The organism is Qipengyuania sp. ASV99, assembly GCF_047872805.1.
Classification (GTDB): domain Bacteria; phylum Pseudomonadota; class Alphaproteobacteria; order Sphingomonadales; family Sphingomonadaceae; genus Erythrobacter.
Window position 1 is genome coordinate 713,325 of the sequence record NZ_JBLQUK010000001.1, and the last position, 15,726, is coordinate 729,050.

The following is a 15,726-nucleotide window of genomic DNA, read 5'->3' on the forward strand; positions in this document are numbered from 1 at the left end:
CCCTGCAAACCAAGACCTAGTGCAACAGAATTACAGAACGAACGAGTGAGCAAGCATGAACAAGACAATCCTCAATGGCGCATTGCTTCTCGTCCTGGGCACAGCCGCACCGCTGGCTGCGCAGGTTTTCACTCCCATAGAGGCACCTGCGACCGGATCGGACGACGTCTTTGTCGACCAGATTGGCAGCGGCAACCGGGTTGACCTTAATCAGAGCGCAAATGGCCAAACCGCCGAGCTGACGCAGGACGGCGACGGCAATATCGCCGACATCAATCAAACCGGCGACGGCGCGCATATTGCGGCGCTGACGCAGACCGGCAACGGCAATTCGGGCACGATCGAACAGACGGGAGCGGCGGGCAACATAGCCGCCCTCACACAGACGGGCGACGATAATTCGGTGCTGCTGTCGCAGAATAACAGCGGATTGGCCGGATCGGCCGCCGAAATCGTGCAGAACGGGTCTAACAATTCGATTGCCTTGGTGCAGGACGGCGATGATAATCAGGCGCGTCTCACACAGGATGGCTCGGACAATCTCATGATCGCTACGCAGCTGAACGGCGGCAATCGGCTCGAATGGGTGCAGCAAGGCTCCAGCCTGTCTGGCACCGTGGTCGAGCAGACCGGAAACCAGCAGATGTTCATCCTGCAAACGGGTGCCGGTTCGGTGGTGACCGGGGGCTCCAACTGATCGCGGCCATGAATAGGGGTGCAAATCGCGCCATATTGGCCGGAGCGCTGCTGGCGCTGCCTGCCCAGCTTGCCGCGCAGGACAATCCGCATGACGTGCCGCTGAGCGAGACCGCGTTTGTCGAACAGGCCCCGGACAGCGCCCGGACCCCGGAGGTAGCGGCTCCGCAGCAGCCGGTTGATGCGCGTTCCAAAGTCTATTTCCCCGATGAAATCACCCCGCAAAGCGTCGCCGAGGCTCGCGCCCGCGCCGCGCGGCAAGAGCAGGTCGAAGCCCGCCTTCCGACCGGCAGCAACGACACCTTTGCACAGGTTTCCCCGGACAGAGAGGGCAATCAGCCGGTCACCCAGCTGACCGACCCCGGCACCGCGCAGGCGCTCGCGCAATTGAGCGATGCCGAACGGCAGGTGCTGCTCGACGCGGTTGAGGGGACCGACATTTGCGATTCCGCTCAGCAAATTCCCGCGATTCAGGCGCTGTGCGCGCAGCGGATCGAAACCCGCTCAGCTGAATTTGCGCGCGATGACGCAGGCCCCTCTGCTGAGGACAGTCTGCTCGGCGGCGGTCTGGACAATTCGCGGCTCGCCACGCTGGAGGCGGCCATCGCCCGGCTCGCCCGCAACGCTGGCCAATCGGACGATTTTTCCAATCAGGTGATCGCCTCGGTCGCGCTCGGCAATGCTGCGTTAAGCGATGCTCAGGCTACCTCGGCGGAGGGTGATCCCACCGGCGAATTGTCGCCGGAAACGCAAGGCATCGTGAATGCGATCGTCCAGCAACTCGGCGGAAATTAGGATGGCGGCGGTCATGCGCGATTTTGTGAAACGACTGGCTTTCCTCACCCCGGCTTTTGCGATAGCCGCAGGCAACGCGGCGGGCGCGGGCGGAGCAGAGCCGCCACGCGCGCTGGCGCTGAACGTGCTCGAACAAGACGGCAGCGTGGAAATTCAATTGATCGCGCAGTCAGCGATTGCCCAGCAGGTTGAATATGCGGTCGAACTTGTCGGCGATTCAAACGCGCGCCACCGCGGCAACACCAGCATTTCCGCAGGCGACCGGCATGTCCTTTCGCGGCTGTCCACCAATGTGACAGACACGTGGTGCGCGACCGTGGAGGTGATCGAGGGCAGTGGTCCGCGTTACACCTTGACTGCGGGCGATTGCAGCGAGGCCTGATTGCGCCGACGCGCATTTCTTGCGCAGAATTATTTTCATCGGAACCGCGCGCGCGATTGACGCGCCATTTCGCATCCGCAACATAGATCTGCCTGCCGGAAGCGATTCCGGCGTCTTTCGCGGGAGAGACTGGTCTGGTCCAAAATCCAGGCGCGGCGCCGAAGGAGCAACCGCCCCGGAAACTCTCAGGCAAACGGACCGCGAAACGGCATAGGCACTCTGGAAAGAGTGATCGGCGAATGATGCGCGCGGTCACCACCGAAGGGGAATGCGGCGCATCTGTCTGGATGCGCGGCTAAGCTCTCAGGTTTCCCGGACAGAGGGGGCAGGAATTTCGCTTCACCTTGGGGCGATGCCTTGCTTTTTGGGCCGTTTTTCGGCTGTTCGGAGACCGATATTTTGAACGACGACGACCAACAGGCAGACGATACCGCGCTCGAAGCGCTCCCCTTGGATGCGCTCCCCCTCGATGCATGGCACCGGGCGCAGGGCGCGCGCATGGTCGCGTTCGCCGGTTATGAAATGCCGATCCAATACGAAGGCATCGTCGCTGAACACAATTGGACACGCACCAGCGCGGGGTTGTTTGACGTCAGCCACATGGGGCAGTTGCTGCTGTCTGGTCCGGGTCTAGACGCCGCGGTCGAGGCGGTGCTGCCGATCGATCTGTCGACGCTGAAACTTGGCCAGCAACGCTATTCGTTGTTGCTCGACGCAAGTGGCGGCGTGCTTGATGACCTGATGGTCTCACGCTGGCCTGATGCGCTCTATCTGGTGGTGAATGGCGCAACCAAGTGGGACGACATCGGCACGCTAAGGGAAGCGTTGAGCGACGACATCACGCTTAATCACCTCGATGAACAGGCATTGCTGGCCTTGCAGGGGCCCAAGGCGGCTGACGCGCTCGCCCGCCATGCGCAGGGCGAATATCAATTGTCGGCGCTGACCTTCATGCGCTTTGGCCGCTTCACCATCGCCGGGCACGACGTCACCATTGCGCGTGCGGGCTATACGGGCGAGGATGGGTTCGAGATTTCGCTTCCCGCCGCTGCGGCTGAGACCATCGCCGCGCTGCTGTGCGGTGAGCCTGAAGTGAAGCCGATAGGTCTGGGCGCGCGCGATTCGCTGCGGCTCGAAGCGGGCCTGCCGCTTTATGGGCATGACCTCTCGCCCGAAACTTCGCCCATCGAAGCGGGCCTGATCTTCGGCATCAACAAGCGCCGGCGGACCGAAGGCGGATTTCCAGGCGCGGACCGGATCATCCGTGAGATAAATGAAGGCACCGCGCGGCGCTGGGTCGGGCTCAAACTCGATGGCCGCCTGCCCGCGCGGGAAGGTGCGCTGGTGTTTGCGGGCGGGGACCAGATCGGCACCGTCACCAGCGGCGGATTTTCGCCCACCCTCGGCGCACCGATTGCAATGGCGTATGTTGCCTCACAACACGCCGCGCCCGGTACCGCACTCGAAGTGGAAGTGCGCGGGCGCCGCCTCGCTGCCACAGTTTCACCCATGCCGTTTGTCCCGCATCGCTATTTCAGGGGGAGTTGAACCAATGCCGCGTTATTTTACCGATGAACACGAATGGATCGACGTAGAGGGTGACAGCGCCACCGTCGGGATCACCGATTACGCTCAGGAGCAGCTGGGCGACATTGTCTTTGTTGAATTGCCCGAAGTGGGCGCAACGCTTGACATGGGCGGCGATGCAGCGGTGGTTGAAAGCGTCAAGGCGGCAAGCGATGTATACTCGCCGATCACTGGGGAAGTAACCGAGATCAACGACTTACTCGAAGAAGAGCCTGCGTTGGTTAATTCATCACCCGAAGAAGACGGCTGGTTTTACCGCATGACCATTGGCGATCCGGGCGAGCTTGAAGGGCTGATGGACGAGGCAGCCTACAAGGAATTCGTCGACAATCTTTAAAGTTCACTCCCCTCTCTCCTGCGGGAGGGGAAAGGAAAGCCAGACCTGATGCGTTACCTCCCTCTCACAGATACCGACCGCGCCGATATGTTGGCGAAGATCGGAGCTGCCTCGATTGACGATCTGTTTGTTGATGTGCCCGAAGTGGCGCAGCTTGATGGACCGATCCGTGACCTGCCGATGCATGCGAGCGAGATGGCGGTTGAACGGCATATGAAAGCGCGCGCGGCAAAGAACCTCGTCGCTGGCGAGGTGCCTTTCTTCCTTGGGGCGGGGGCCTATCGCCACCATGTACCCGCCAGCGTCGATGCGGTGATTCAGCGCGGCGAGTTTCTGACTGCCTATACTCCGTATCAGCCTGAAATTGCGCAGGGCACGCTGCAGATGCTGTTTGAATTTCAAACGCAGGTTGCGCGGCTGTATGGCTGTGCGGTGGCCAACGCCTCGCTCTATGATGGCTCGACCGCCTGCTGGGAAGCGGTGGCGATGGCAACCCGCGTGACGAAGCGCAATCGCGCAGTGCTCTCGGGCGCGCTGCACCCGCATTATGCGCAAGTGGTCAAGACTATGGCGCAGTTCACTGGCGACACGATCGCAGACGCGCAGCCCGCGATTCAGGCTGAGCCCGATTTAAGCGGCCTGATCGCCCGCATTGATGACGACACCGCCTGCGTGGTGGTGCAATATCCCGACATCCTTGGCCGGGTCAGCAACCTTGAAGAGGTCGCTGCGGCCGCTCATGCCAAGGGCGCGCTGCTGGTGGTGGTAAACACAGAACCAGTGGCGCTGGGCGCGTGTCTGTCGCCGGGTGAAATGGGCGCAGATATTGTCGTTGGCGAAGGGCAGTCGATTGGCGTCGGCCTGCAGTTCGGCGGGCCGTATCTCGGTCTGTTTGCGGTGCGCGATCCCAAACACGTGCGCCAGATGCCCGGCCGGCTGTGCGGGGAGACGGTGGACGCTGAGGGCAAGCGCGGCTTTGTCCTGACGCTTTCCACCCGCGAACAGCATATTCGTCGCGAGAAAGCGACCAGCAACATCTGCACCAATTCGGGTCTTTGCGCGCTGGCATTCAGCGTTCACATGACGCTGCTCGGGGAACGCGGCTTGCGCGAACTGGCGGCAGAAAACCACCGTCTTGCCTGTATCGCAGCGGACCGGCTGGCCAAGGTGCCGGGGGTGAGGCTGCTCAACCATGCCTTTTTCAACGAATTTACCTTGATGCTGGACGGCAAACCGGCGCGCGAGATCGTGCGCGATCTTGCTGACCGGGGCGTGTTGGGCGGGGTGTCGCTGGGGCGGCTGTATCCGGGGGTAAGGGCGCTGGAGCATGCCTTGCTGGTTGCAGTGACCGAGACCACGACCGAGGAAGACATCGAGACCCTCGCGGTTGAACTTGAAGCTCTGGTAAAGGAGCCTGCACAATGAATGCGCCCAACAAATCAGGATGGAAGCCGCAAATGCAGGTTAGCGAAGACGGGCTTCACAATGGCCCGCCAACCACCACCGGCAATCGCGGTCTGATGCTGGAAGAGCCATTGCTGTTCGAAATCGGCCATGCAGAAACGACCGGCGTCGACCTACCCGAAATCGACCCGGCGGCCTCAAATCGGTTTGCCGGGCTGGAGCGGTCTGACCCGATCGGCCTGGTGGGTTTGACGGAGCCGGAAACGGTGCGTCATTATACCCGTCTCAGCCGCCAGAATTACGGGATCGATCTTGGCTTTTTCCCGCTGGGCAGTTGCACGATGAAACACAATCCGCGCCTCAATGAAAAGGTCGCGCGGCTTCCCGGTTTTGCCGACATCCACCCGCTTGCCCCGCAAAGCAGCGTTCAGGGTGCATTGGAAGTCATTTATGAGCTCGGACAATGGCTTTGCACCCTCACTGGGATGCCGTCGGTCGCAATGAGCCCCAAGGCCGGCGCGCATGGCGAATTGTGCGGCATTCTGGCAATCCGCGCGGCGCACACCGCGCGCGGCGATGCCCGCCAAGTCGTGCTGGTCCCCGAAAGCGCACATGGCACCAACCCGGCCACGGCGGCCTTTGCCGGTTACCGGGTGGAGGATATTCCGGCAACCGCCGAGGGGCGCGTCGATGTTGACAAGATCAAGGCACGACTGGCGCTCGGCGGACCGGACAAATGCGATGTGGCGGCGGTGATGATCACCAACCCCAACACCTGCGGTCTGTTTGAAAAGGATTTCCGCACCATCGCCGATGCGGTCCACGCAGCGGGAGCTTATGTCTATTGCGACGGCGCCAACTTCAACGCCATCGTTGGCCGAGTCCGCCCCGGAGATCTGGGCGTCGATGCGATGCATATCAATCTGCACAAGACTTTCTCCACCCCGCATGGCGGCGGCGGACCCGGGTCCGGTCCGGTGGTTTTTTCGGAGGCGCTTGCACCGTTCGCACCGCTGCCGTTTGTGCGCAAATATGAAGACGGCACTTTCGATCTGGTCGAAGAAGAACAGCGCGAGGCAACGCGCGGACAGGCGTTTGGCCGGATGACTGCATTCCACGGCCAGATGGGCATGTTTACCCGCGCGCTCACCTATATGCTCAGCCACGGTGCAGACGGACTGAAACAGGTTGCCGAGGATGCTGTGCTCAACGCCAATTACATCCTGCGCAGCCTCGAAGATGTGCTCCACGCGCCGTTCGCAGATAGCGGGCCTTGCATGCATGAAGCGCTGTTCGGCGACAAGGATTTCGGCGGGGACCTGACCACGCTCGATCTGGCCAAGGGGCTAATCGACGAAGGCTATCATCCGATGACAGTGTATTTCCCATTGGTGATCCACGGGGCGATGTTGGTCGAGCCGACCGAGACTGAGAGCAAGGCCAGCATCGACCAGTTCATCACAGCGTTCCGATCCGTGGCAGAGCGCGCGTTGGCGGGCGATCAGAGCCTTAAGCAGGCGCCCTATTACGCGCCGCGCCGCAGGCTTGATGAAACTGCTGCCGCGCGAAAGCCCAAGCTGGTGTGGTCCGAACCGCTCTAGGGGAGGGAAGGCGGAGTTGCAGGCTCGCCAGTTTCGTCTTCTGATCCAAGTGTAATGCGGATTTCCTGCATGTTCAGGATCGCCACGTAAAATCCCAGAACCGCCAGCGAGCTGGATCCCAGCACCGCGAACGCGGCGCCCTTTGCCCCGTTCCAGTCGATCGCCGCGTCGAGCAGCACCAGCGCCAGCACTGTGGGAACAGCGCGAACTGCAAAGGCTGTGCCTGCGCGCCCGGCTGAAACCAGCAACGATTCAAGGCTAGCGCCGACCAGTTCAACCGCGCCTGCGATCGACAGGATAACCATCGCCCAATAGAAGGCGCTGAAATCATCCTCCGCAATCGCGGCCAATGCCCAGCGCCCGCCAAACAGCGCGACCAGCACTGCGATCACGCCTGCTACAACAGCAATATTCGCCATGCGCCGCGCCATGGTGAGCGCGTTTTCTTTGGCATGAACCAGTTCTGGAAAGATCGCCTTGGACACGGTTTGCGCCAGCGAAACCAGCGCCTGACCCAATTGCGCAGCGACGCGGAAGCCGCCCGCCAGCGCGGCACCGCCAAATGTCCCTACCAGCAGGATGATGACCTGCTTGCCCGCAATATTCAGGCTGCCCGACATATTGGTCGACCATACGAACGACCATGCTTCAGGATGTTTTTCAGGTATCCGGCGAAAACTCAGCGCGCTGAGATCAATCCGCTGGGTTCGACCGGCCGCCACCCACAGGGCGATGGCAACCGCGACTTCCGACGCGGCCCAGGCGAGGATAAAACCCATCACACTCGGCATGAAGACGACCGCAAGCGCCGCTCCTGCGGTGCGAATGGCTGGCTGCACCGCCTCTGCCGCAGTTGCCGTGGCGAATTTGAAATGCAGGCGCAGCAGCCCCGTCGGCGTAGCCCGGATTGCTGCCAAGGAAACCACGCAATAGCCAAAGGTGAGCCACAGCAGATCGGCGGGCAAGGGCAGCCACAGATGAGCGGTGAACGTAACAATCGCCGCGAGCGCGGTCCCCAAAGCAATCGACAGCATGTCGAGAGCAATGGCAAAACCGGTGGCTTCGCGCAGATTTTCTGAGTCTCGCGCTGGCTCGTCACCTTCCCCATTCGCTCCCCAGCGCACGATGAACTGCCATGTCTGGAAATTGGCAAACCCGGTGATCGCCTGACCCAGCGCAACGATCAGTGCGAAATAGCCGAACTGCTCCAGCCCCAGAGTGTGCGTGGCAAGATACAGATAGACGAGGCTCATCACCGCGTTAAAGCCGCGCCCGCCCAGCAGCCAGCCGATATTGGAGAAGAGCCGCTTCATCGGGCGAGGGACTGCTGCCGGTTACCCGGCGACAGCTTCACCCTCTCGTCGCTGCAAAATGCGCGTGGTCACATCCAGAGTGCGCTGATTATCGACATCGATGGCATAATGCCCATCCGACAATTCGACCGCCACCAGCTTGAAACCAAATCGCCGCGAAACCTGCGCGAACAGTTTTTCCTTCGACGCCGTGCCTAGCCGGAAACGGATCAGATTGAGGAAGCCAAACGCCTTGATGATGCGGCTTGGGAATTTCACGAACTGCCCGCCTTCACGCATGATTTCCGCAGCATTCAGCGCCTTTTCATCGCCGATCCAGTACATGTTGCAATTGGAAAATTCACCGTCGCGGAACTTGTAGAAGCGCTTTTGACCGACCGGATCGGCCAGTTGCACGTTCTCCTTGAGCGCCAGACCCGCCGCCGCACCAGCGCCAGCCGCCAGGCATTTGTCGATGAACTCGGCGTATCCTTCCCCGGTGACCAGACAATTGTCGGCTGTGGTGATGAGCAGGGGGAACTGCGCCTCGTCGGCGCCGGAAAACACGCTGTCGACCAGATTGAATTTGCCTTCAGCAAAACTCAACCGACCTGCGCTGATCAAGGCAGCAATGCCGGGCAGCGCGGCGATTTCATCGGGTTCATGCGCGACGATCCGGATGGCCCCGACATTGGGGCAGTCCGCAACCTGCCGCGCCACGCGTTCGACCATGGGCACGCCATTGACCGGCACAACCGCCTTCTGTGAAACACCTGCTTGTTCGGCTAGGGGGTCGAGCACCCCCGAACGCTTGCCCGCCATGATAAGTGCGGTGACTTTTGTATCGTGATCCATCGCCCGCGCCCTTAGCGCCAATCTGCGCCTTGCGCAAAGCCGCGATGGGCGAAGCTTGTTAAACTATCTGGCGAGGGTCAAAAGGGGAGGGCGATGCGCATCATCTTTTCTCGCAAGGGCTTTGACAGCAGCGCAGGCGGCGGCCCTTCGCCGATTGTGGATGGTCGCCCGATCAGCCTGCCAATCCCGGCAGGTGCGGCGAGCCGAACAACGTACCGCGATCTGGGGCTGGGCGATCACGCAGCGCGGGCCAGCAGGGAGCGGATTGGGGCGGACGATCTCTGCCACCACGATCCGATGTTTCGACCTGATGGCACCTGCCTTTTCGGCCAATGCGGGGCGGCGCAGACCCATCTGGAACGGCAGGGCGTCGGGGTCGGCGATGCTTTTGTGTTCTTCGGTCTGTTCGCCGATGAATATACCGGCGAGAGGCATCACCGCATTTTCGGCTATCTGCGCGTAGACGATGAGATTCCGCTCGCTGCAGGAGCGCCGGCCGATCTGGTGGAACTGGCGCATCCGCATGCACTGGCCATGCATAGCCACAATGACGTGATCTGGCGCGGTGAGGGATGCACCGCTGGCCGTGCGAGCGATGCCCTGCGGCTGACCGTTCCGGGCGGCCCGCCAAGCCTGTGGGCGAGGCCCGAATGGTTGAGGCAGGGCGAGCTAAGCTACCACGGCCGTGCCGACCGTTGGCTGGACGGGGGGAGATTAAAGAGCGCGGCGCGCGGGCAGGAATTCGTCGCCAATATCGGCCAGCGTCAGGGCCCGCGCAAATGGCTCACGCAGATAATCGCGGCGATCAGAGCGTCTTGATAATCGCAGAGAAATCGAGATTGCCATTCTCCTTGGCAAATTCCTCGTAAATCTGCGCGGCCTTGGCGCCCAGTACCGTCGTGGCATCGACATTGCCCGAAGCTTCCATTGCAAGCCGCAAGTCCTTGAGCATCAGCGCGGTTGCAAAGCCGCCCTGGTAATCCTTGTCCGCCGGGCTTTCGACGCCCACACCCGGCATCGGCGTATAGGCATTGAGCGACCAGTTGTAGCCCGAGCTTTGCGAGCTGATTTCGTAGAATTTCTGCGGATCAAGACCCAGCTTCTGCGCCATCGTCATGGCCTCTGCGGTGCCGATCATGGTGATGGCGAGCAGCATGTTGTTGCATATCTTGGCGGTCTGACCCGCGCCTGCATCGCCTGCGTGGATCACCGCCTTGCCCATTGCGGCAAGGACCGGTTCGGCCCGCGTAAAGGCCGGTTCAGACCCGCCCACCATAAAGGTCAGCGTCCCGCCATTCGCCGCCGCGATCCCGCCTGAGACGGGCGCATCGACCATGGCGTATCCTGCGGCTTCGGCCTTTTTGATGACGTCTTTGGCGGTGGCAACGTCGATGGTCGAACAATCGAGCAGCACCGCTCCGGCAGGAGCAGTGCCGATGACATCGCTTTCATAGACCGATTTAACGATTGCGCCGTTTGGCAGCATCGAGACGACAGCTTCCGCTTCCGCGCAAGCTTCCGCTGCGGCGGTGAATGTTGTGCAGCCAGCGGCCTTCGCTGCGGTCAAAGCGGCATCGCTAAGGTCGAAGGCGCGCACATCATGGCCCGCTTTCACAAGGTTCGCGGCCATCCCGCCGCCCATGTTGCCAAGACCGATAAATGCGATTTTCATATCAGCGCCCCTTCCACTGCCCTTCGCGCTTCTCGATAAACGCAGCCATGCCCTCGGCCTTGTCCTCGCTCGCGGTGAGGATCTGGAAGATGCGGCGTTCGACGATCAGGCCCTGATCCAGCGTCATCTCGAACGCTGAATTCACCATTTCCTTGTTCGCGATTGTAGCCATTGGCGGCATGGACGCGATGGTCGCGGCGGTTTTCAGCACTTCGGTGATGAGGTTCGCTTGCGGCACCGCGCGCACGATCAGGTTCGATCGTTCGGCTTCCTCGGCGCTCATCATCCGGCCCGTCAGGCACATTTCCATCGACTTCGACTTGCCGATGGCGCGGGTCAGGCGCTGCGATCCGCCCATGCCCGGCGCCACGCCCAGCTTGATTTCCGGCTGGCCGAATTTCGCATTGTCGGATGCGATGATGAAATCCGCCATCATCGCTAGCTCGCACCCGCCGCCCAGCGCAAAGCCGTTGACCGCTGCGATCCACGGCTTGCGGGTCTTTTTCACGATCTCGCTGGTCCACGGCGAAAAGAAATCGTCGAGATAGAAATCGGCCGCGGCCTTCTCGCTCATCTCCTTGATATCGGCACCTGCGGCGAATGCCTTTTCTCCCGAACCGGTCAGCACCGCGCACAGCTGAGTGTCGTCAGCCTGATACCCTGCGAAAGCGCAAGTAAGGTCTGCAAGAACCTGGCTGTTGAGCGCGTTCAGCGCCTGCGGTCGGTTGATCGTCATCAGCGTGACCCCCTTGGTCCCGCGCGCGTCGGTTTCGACGGTGATCGTTTCGTAGGTCATAGCGATTTCCATTCTTCCTTTGACGGGAGCGGCGCGAAGATCGCGTCGAGCAGCTCTTCGGTCACATCCTCGGGCGTTGCCGGGTTCCATTTGGGATCGTGGGTCTTGTCGGTGATGACCGCGCGCACCCCTTCGGCGAAATCGGGGCGGGTCAGCACGCGCGACGCAATGCGATATTCCATCCGCATATTCTCGGCAAAATCACTCAGCCCCGCGCTTATCGCCAACTGGCGCAGCGCCACCTTGCAGGTTTGCGGGCTTTTGGTGCCAAGCGTGTCGCGTTCCTTTTGCGCCCATTCGTCGCCGTCCGCGATGGCTGTTTCGAGGCTGGCGAGGATGTCTTCATAGCGGTCGGAGGAGAAATGTTTGGCGATCTTGTCCGCGTTGTTCTTGATCCGGGCATCGGGCGGTGTGCCGACCGGTTCGGACAGAATGCCCGCGATGCGTCCCGGCCGTTCGGCGATGCGCGCCTTCAGATCATCGATCATGGTGCTGGGCACGTAATGCGTGGCGAGGCCGGTCCACAGCGCCTCTGCCCCTTCAAGCCGCGCGCCGGTCAGCGCCAGAAATTGCCCGATCCGTCCGCCGATCCGCGAAAGATACCAGCCGCCGCCGACATCGGGGAACAGGCCTATCCCGGTTTCGGGCATGGCGAAACGGGTGTTTTCTGTCGCCACCCGAAACTTTGCGGGCAGCGAAATGCCGACCCCGCCGCCCATGGTGATGCCGTCCATGAAGGCGACAATTGGCTTGGGATAGGTGAACATCTGGTGGTTCAATTGATATTCGTCGTGAAAGAATTTGCGGCCCGAAACCCCGCCATCATTGAGCGCTGAATCCCGCAAAAAAGCGATATCGCCGCCTGCGCAAAAACCGCGTCCGTCATCGTGATCGAGGATGATCGCCTCGATTGCGTCATCCTTTTCCCACTCCATGAGAGCGGCTGACATTGTGTGGCACATCTCCAGCGTCAGTGCGTGGAGCGCCTTGGGCCGGTTGAGGCTGATATGCCCGATGGGGCCGTTGGTGCGGGTGAGAACGTCGTCGGTCATAGGGCCGTGTCTTTCGGTTCGATCAGGTCCCAGCGATTGCCAAACGGATCGCTGAACACCGCAACTGTGCCATAGGGTTCGTGGCGGGGTTCTTCATGGAAAGTCACCCCTGCTGCCGTAAAGCGGTTATGGCAATCGGTGAAGCTATCGGTTTGGAGGAAAAACGCCACCCGCCCGCCAGTCTGATTGCCGATTGCGGCGCGCTGGGCATTATCGACAGCCTTGGCAATCAGCAGCCTTGTACCGCCGCCCGACGGCGCGACAACGACCCAGCGTTTCCCCGACCCCATGTCGCAGTCCTCGATCAGATCAAACCCGAGCGCGCCGACATAAAAGGCGATGGCCGCGTCGTAATCCGGCACGACGAGCGCGATCATGCCGAGGGCTTCCGTAGTCATGACGCGATATGACGTTGCCGAGAGCCAAAACTCTTTGGAGGAAACAACTTCCAAGCAAATAGCCAGTATCCAAACCCAGCAGCTGAGGTTGAAACTACAAGAATCAAAGGTTCTAGCAATTCGCTCCAATGGCTGAAGTCGTTCCAATGGCTGAAGAATATCAGCAACATGGACCCCCAAACTGCTCCTGTCAGTGTGTAGACGAACCAGTGTCGAACCCAGGCCGAACCGAAAAGGCTTTGGATTTCGGAAAAGACCAAGACTGGGATGGCGGGAATAACACCCAACAATAGGGCAACTATGAACACCAAAAAGGAAGTTTGGGCGAGCCAATCAAGATGGATGAAATGCACGTTGAAGTAGAAGGCGAGGCCCACCAGCGTGACGATTGTCCCGAACACAGCAGCAAAGGCATAACCTCCAAGTACCGTGAGCAGCCTCACTGGCGCAACAAATCCCGGCCCACGACCATGCGCATGATCTGATTGGTGCCTTCGAGGATCGAATGGACGCGCAGATCGCGCCAGAAACGTTCGATCGGGTAGTCCTGCAGATAACCATAGCCGCCGTGCAATTGCAGCGCGCGGTCTACGATCGAGGAGCCGTTGTCGGTCGCCAGCCGCTTGGCCATAGCAGAAAAGCGGGTCTTGTCGGGCGCGTTCTCGGTCACTTTGACTGCGGCCAGATAAAGCAGCGCGCGCGCGGCCTCCAGATCGGTTGCCATGTCGGCCAGCGTGAACTGGGTGTTCTGGAAATCGGCCACAGCCTTGCCAAACTGGCTGCGTTCCTTGGTGTAACGGATCGCTTCGTCAAGGCACCTTTGCGCCCCGCCCAGCGAACAGGCGCCGATGTTCAACCGTCCGCCGTCGAGCCCCATCATCGCAATGCGAAACCCTTCGCCTTCGCCGCCGACGATATTTTCGGCAGGGACGCGGACATCCTCAAGGATAAGCTGTGCGGTCGGCTGCGAATGCCAGCCGAGTTTTTTCTCATTCGCGCCAAAGGAAACGCCGGGCATGTCCTTTTCGATCACCATGCAGGTGATGCCCTTGGGCCCATCCTCCCCCGTGCGGACCATTGCGACGTAGATTTCGTTCGAGCCAGCGCCCGAAATAAACTGTTTGGTGCCGTTCAGTACGTAATGATCACCGTCCCGCTTTGCCGTGGTTTTGAGCGCTGCGGCGTCCGATCCGCTTGATGGCTCGGTCAGGCAATAGCTGGCAATCTTTTCCATGCCGATGAGATCGGGGAGATATTTGTCCTTCACGGTCTGTGAACCGAAGCGGTCGATCATCCAAGCGGCCATGTTGTGGATCGAGATGAAAGCGGAGGTGGAGGGGCAGCCATAGGCCATCGCCTCCATGATCAGCGCAGCCTCAAGCCGTCCTAGCCCGATCCCACCCGATTCCTCCGACACATAGATCGCGCCAAAGCCCAGCTCTGCGGAGCGTTTGATCGTGTCGATGGGAAAAATGTGCTTCTCGTCCCACTCCCCGGCATGCGGCGTGATGTTATCGGCGGTGAAACGCTGCGCCATTTCCTGGATCGCAAGCTGATCCTCGGTGAGAGAAAATTGTCCGGTCATGGGCAATGCTCTAACCGGGTTGAGAAGCTTAGAAAAGGGCGCGCGGCCTGCTTTGTTTGTTAGGTCCTGACCCTTGGGCAGTTTCGCCGGAATGCGCCGGAACTGCCGAAAAGACGTAACCGAATCGCGAGCAATCGCGTATCTATCGCTATGATCATGGATTCGCCCGTAACCCGTCCGCGCCTTGTGCTGGTTTACAATGCCGACAGCGGCATCATCAATGCGTTGATGCATGCGGTGCACAAGCAGATATTTCCATCGAGCTATCCCTGCTCGCTATGCGCGATCACCTATGGCGCGGTGTCGATGCGGGGCGAATGGCGGCGATTTCTCGACAGTCTGCCGATGGACATTGTGATTCATCACAAGGATGATTTTGCCGCCGCTTTTCCTGGTCACGGCATTGCGCTGCCAGCGGTTCTGGTTGCCGATAGCGACGCCAAGCCAAAGGTCCTGATTGCGGCCGAGGAACTCGATGCGATGACGGACGCGGCGCAATTGATGGAGCGGGTGGAAGAGGCATTGATCAGCGAACAGGTGTTCGGCGTGAATATGCGCGACGTGGCCTAACCGATCAACGCTTCTGCTTCGATCTCGATCTTCCATTCTTTCCGGCAGAGCCATGCTACGCCTGCCATGGTGGCGGCGGGCCGCGCCTGCCCGAACCAGCGCGCATGGACCGCGCCAACGGCAGCCTGATCGCCGAAATCGGTGAGCAACATCCGCGTGCGCACGACATCGCTGGCTGAACCGCCCAGCTCCTCAATCGCGGCGACAATGATGGCGCAGCACCGGTCGGCCTGTTCGGCGGCGCCCCCGGGTGTGGTCGAACCGTCGGGCTCAACCGGTCCGGTGCCTGCGACCACGATCCGGTTGCCGACCCGCACCGCGCGGCAGAACCCGAACTGCGCCTCATAGGGGGAGCCCGAGGAAACGCGCCGCCGGCCAATCATCCGCAGGTGACCTGGGTGATGATCATCGCGTCATCATAGCGGATATTCACCCGGTCCTCGCGGTAATCCATCGTCCATGCCGAATTGGGCGGGCCCCAGCGGAGCGTGCGCGCCTTGCTTGCGGCAAGGATCGCCGCGCCGCTCGCGGTGCTGGCCTGCTGGCCAATGTATGATTGCGCCGCCGCAGCATCGCAGTTGCCGGGTGCTGGGCGCGCTGGTTCAAGAGGGGCCTGTGCTGCGGGCGGAGCAGAGCTGCCTGTGCAGCCGATCAGAGCAAGCGTGGCGGGCACACAGAGGGCAATCTGGCGGATCATCACAAGG

Annotated in this window: 19 protein-coding genes and 1 riboswitch; of the genes, 9 read left to right on the plus strand and 10 right to left on the minus strand. The window is 61.0% G+C overall.

Features of this window, described 5'->3' with window-relative positions; all coding sequences use genetic code 11:
- Positions 1–55 precede the first annotated feature (55 nt).
- From ACM64M_RS03595 to gcvPB, 7 genes are all read left to right on the plus strand, one after another.
- Positions 56–697 (plus strand): hypothetical protein, encoded by a 642-nt coding sequence (locus tag ACM64M_RS03595; protein WP_416227258.1) that lies wholly within the window; start codon positions 56–58, stop codon positions 695–697.
- 8 nt (positions 698–705) lie between these two features.
- A complete protein-coding gene (locus tag ACM64M_RS03600) occupies positions 706–1,491 on the plus strand; it encodes a hypothetical protein (protein WP_416227259.1) in 786 nt (261 codons plus the stop codon).
- Positions 1,492–1,504: 13 nt separating this feature from the next.
- Positions 1,505–1,873, plus strand: a complete 369-nt coding sequence (locus tag ACM64M_RS03605) for a hypothetical protein (RefSeq protein ID WP_416227260.1) — start codon at positions 1,505–1,507, stop codon at positions 1,871–1,873.
- A 110-nt stretch (positions 1,874–1,983) separates the two neighbouring features.
- Positions 1,984–2,084, plus strand: a riboswitch (glycine riboswitch).
- 188 nt (positions 2,085–2,272) lie between these two features.
- Positions 2,273–3,421: a glycine cleavage system aminomethyltransferase GcvT gene (gcvT, locus tag ACM64M_RS03610; protein ID WP_416227261.1), complete on the plus strand. Its 1,149-nt coding sequence runs from the start codon at positions 2,273–2,275 to the stop codon at positions 3,419–3,421.
- Between the two features lie 4 nt (positions 3,422–3,425).
- Entirely contained in the window at positions 3,426–3,797 is a 372-nt protein-coding gene (gene gcvH / locus ACM64M_RS03615; protein WP_416227262.1) for a glycine cleavage system protein GcvH, read from the plus strand.
- 48 nt (positions 3,798–3,845) lie between these two features.
- Positions 3,846–5,222, plus strand: a complete 1,377-nt coding sequence (gene gcvPA / locus ACM64M_RS03620; protein WP_416227263.1) for an aminomethyl-transferring glycine dehydrogenase subunit GcvPA — start codon at positions 3,846–3,848, stop codon at positions 5,220–5,222.
- Complete coding sequence (gene gcvPB, locus ACM64M_RS03625; protein ID WP_416227264.1) at positions 5,219–6,802, plus strand: aminomethyl-transferring glycine dehydrogenase subunit GcvPB; 1,584 nt, start codon at positions 5,219–5,221, stop codon at positions 6,800–6,802. The genes gcvPA and gcvPB overlap by 4 nt, the downstream gene beginning before the upstream one ends.
- Here the strand turns inward: gcvPB and ACM64M_RS03630 are convergent.
- Together ACM64M_RS03630 and ACM64M_RS03635 are read right to left on the minus strand one after the other, a co-directional pair.
- Positions 6,799–8,115, minus strand: coding sequence for a lipopolysaccharide biosynthesis protein (locus tag ACM64M_RS03630; RefSeq protein ID WP_416227265.1), 1,317 nt, complete (start codon positions 8,113–8,115; stop codon positions 6,799–6,801). The genes gcvPB and ACM64M_RS03630 overlap by 4 nt on opposite strands.
- 21 nt (positions 8,116–8,136) lie before the next feature.
- Positions 8,137–8,949 carry a hypothetical protein gene (locus ACM64M_RS03635; RefSeq protein WP_416227266.1) on the minus strand — a complete coding sequence of 271 codons (813 nt, stop codon included), beginning with the start codon at positions 8,947–8,949 and terminating at the stop codon, positions 8,137–8,139.
- Positions 8,950–9,042: 93 nt separating this feature from the next.
- On the opposite strand from ACM64M_RS03635, the gene ACM64M_RS03640 reads away from it, so the two are divergent.
- Positions 9,043–9,768 (plus strand): hypothetical protein, encoded by a 726-nt coding sequence (locus ACM64M_RS03640; RefSeq protein ID WP_416227267.1) that lies wholly within the window; start codon positions 9,043–9,045, stop codon positions 9,766–9,768.
- Here the strand turns inward: ACM64M_RS03640 and mmsB are convergent.
- The 6 genes from mmsB to ACM64M_RS03670 are packed head-to-tail and all read right to left on the minus strand — an operon-like array spanning position 9,755 to position 14,452.
- Positions 9,755–10,621: a 3-hydroxyisobutyrate dehydrogenase gene (gene mmsB, locus ACM64M_RS03645; RefSeq protein ID WP_416227268.1), complete on the minus strand. Its 867-nt coding sequence runs from the start codon at positions 10,619–10,621 to the stop codon at positions 9,755–9,757. The two genes, ACM64M_RS03640 and mmsB, sit on opposite strands and share 14 nt — an antisense overlap.
- 1 nt (position 10,622) lies before the next feature.
- Entirely contained in the window at positions 10,623–11,417 is a 795-nt protein-coding gene (locus tag ACM64M_RS03650; protein WP_416227269.1) for an enoyl-CoA hydratase-related protein, read from the minus strand.
- Entirely contained in the window at positions 11,414–12,469 is a 1,056-nt protein-coding gene (locus tag ACM64M_RS03655) for an enoyl-CoA hydratase/isomerase family protein (RefSeq protein ID WP_416227270.1), read from the minus strand. Before ACM64M_RS03655 ends, ACM64M_RS03650 begins: the two co-directional genes overlap by 4 nt.
- On the minus strand, positions 12,466–12,867 hold the full coding sequence (locus ACM64M_RS03660; protein WP_416227271.1) for a VOC family protein: 402 nt from the start codon (positions 12,865–12,867) through the stop codon (positions 12,466–12,468). Before ACM64M_RS03660 ends, ACM64M_RS03655 begins: the two co-directional genes overlap by 4 nt.
- Complete coding sequence (locus ACM64M_RS03665; RefSeq protein ID WP_416227272.1) at positions 12,864–13,310, minus strand: hypothetical protein; 447 nt, start codon at positions 13,308–13,310, stop codon at positions 12,864–12,866. Before ACM64M_RS03665 ends, ACM64M_RS03660 begins: the two co-directional genes overlap by 4 nt.
- Entirely contained in the window at positions 13,307–14,452 is a 1,146-nt protein-coding gene (locus ACM64M_RS03670) for an acyl-CoA dehydrogenase family protein (RefSeq protein ID WP_416227273.1), read from the minus strand. Before ACM64M_RS03670 ends, ACM64M_RS03665 begins: the two co-directional genes overlap by 4 nt.
- Before the next feature lie 156 nt (positions 14,453–14,608).
- Here ACM64M_RS03670 and ACM64M_RS03675 point away from each other — a divergent pair, with 156 nt between their 5' ends.
- Positions 14,609–15,022 carry a hypothetical protein gene (locus tag ACM64M_RS03675; RefSeq protein WP_416227274.1) on the plus strand — a complete coding sequence of 138 codons (414 nt, stop codon included), beginning with the start codon at positions 14,609–14,611 and terminating at the stop codon, positions 15,020–15,022.
- On the opposite strand, the gene ACM64M_RS03680 is transcribed toward ACM64M_RS03675, so the two are convergent.
- Together ACM64M_RS03680 and ACM64M_RS03685 are read right to left on the minus strand one after the other, a co-directional pair.
- The gene (locus tag ACM64M_RS03680) at positions 15,019–15,405 is read right to left on the minus strand and encodes a RidA family protein (protein ID WP_416227275.1); all 387 of its coding nucleotides are present in this window, start codon (positions 15,403–15,405) and stop codon (positions 15,019–15,021) included. The two genes, ACM64M_RS03675 and ACM64M_RS03680, sit on opposite strands and share 4 nt — an antisense overlap.
- Complete coding sequence (locus ACM64M_RS03685; RefSeq protein ID WP_416227276.1) at positions 15,402–15,719, minus strand: I78 family peptidase inhibitor; 318 nt, start codon at positions 15,717–15,719, stop codon at positions 15,402–15,404. The genes ACM64M_RS03680 and ACM64M_RS03685 overlap by 4 nt, the downstream gene beginning before the upstream one ends.
- Between the last annotated feature and the right edge of the window lie 7 nt (positions 15,720–15,726).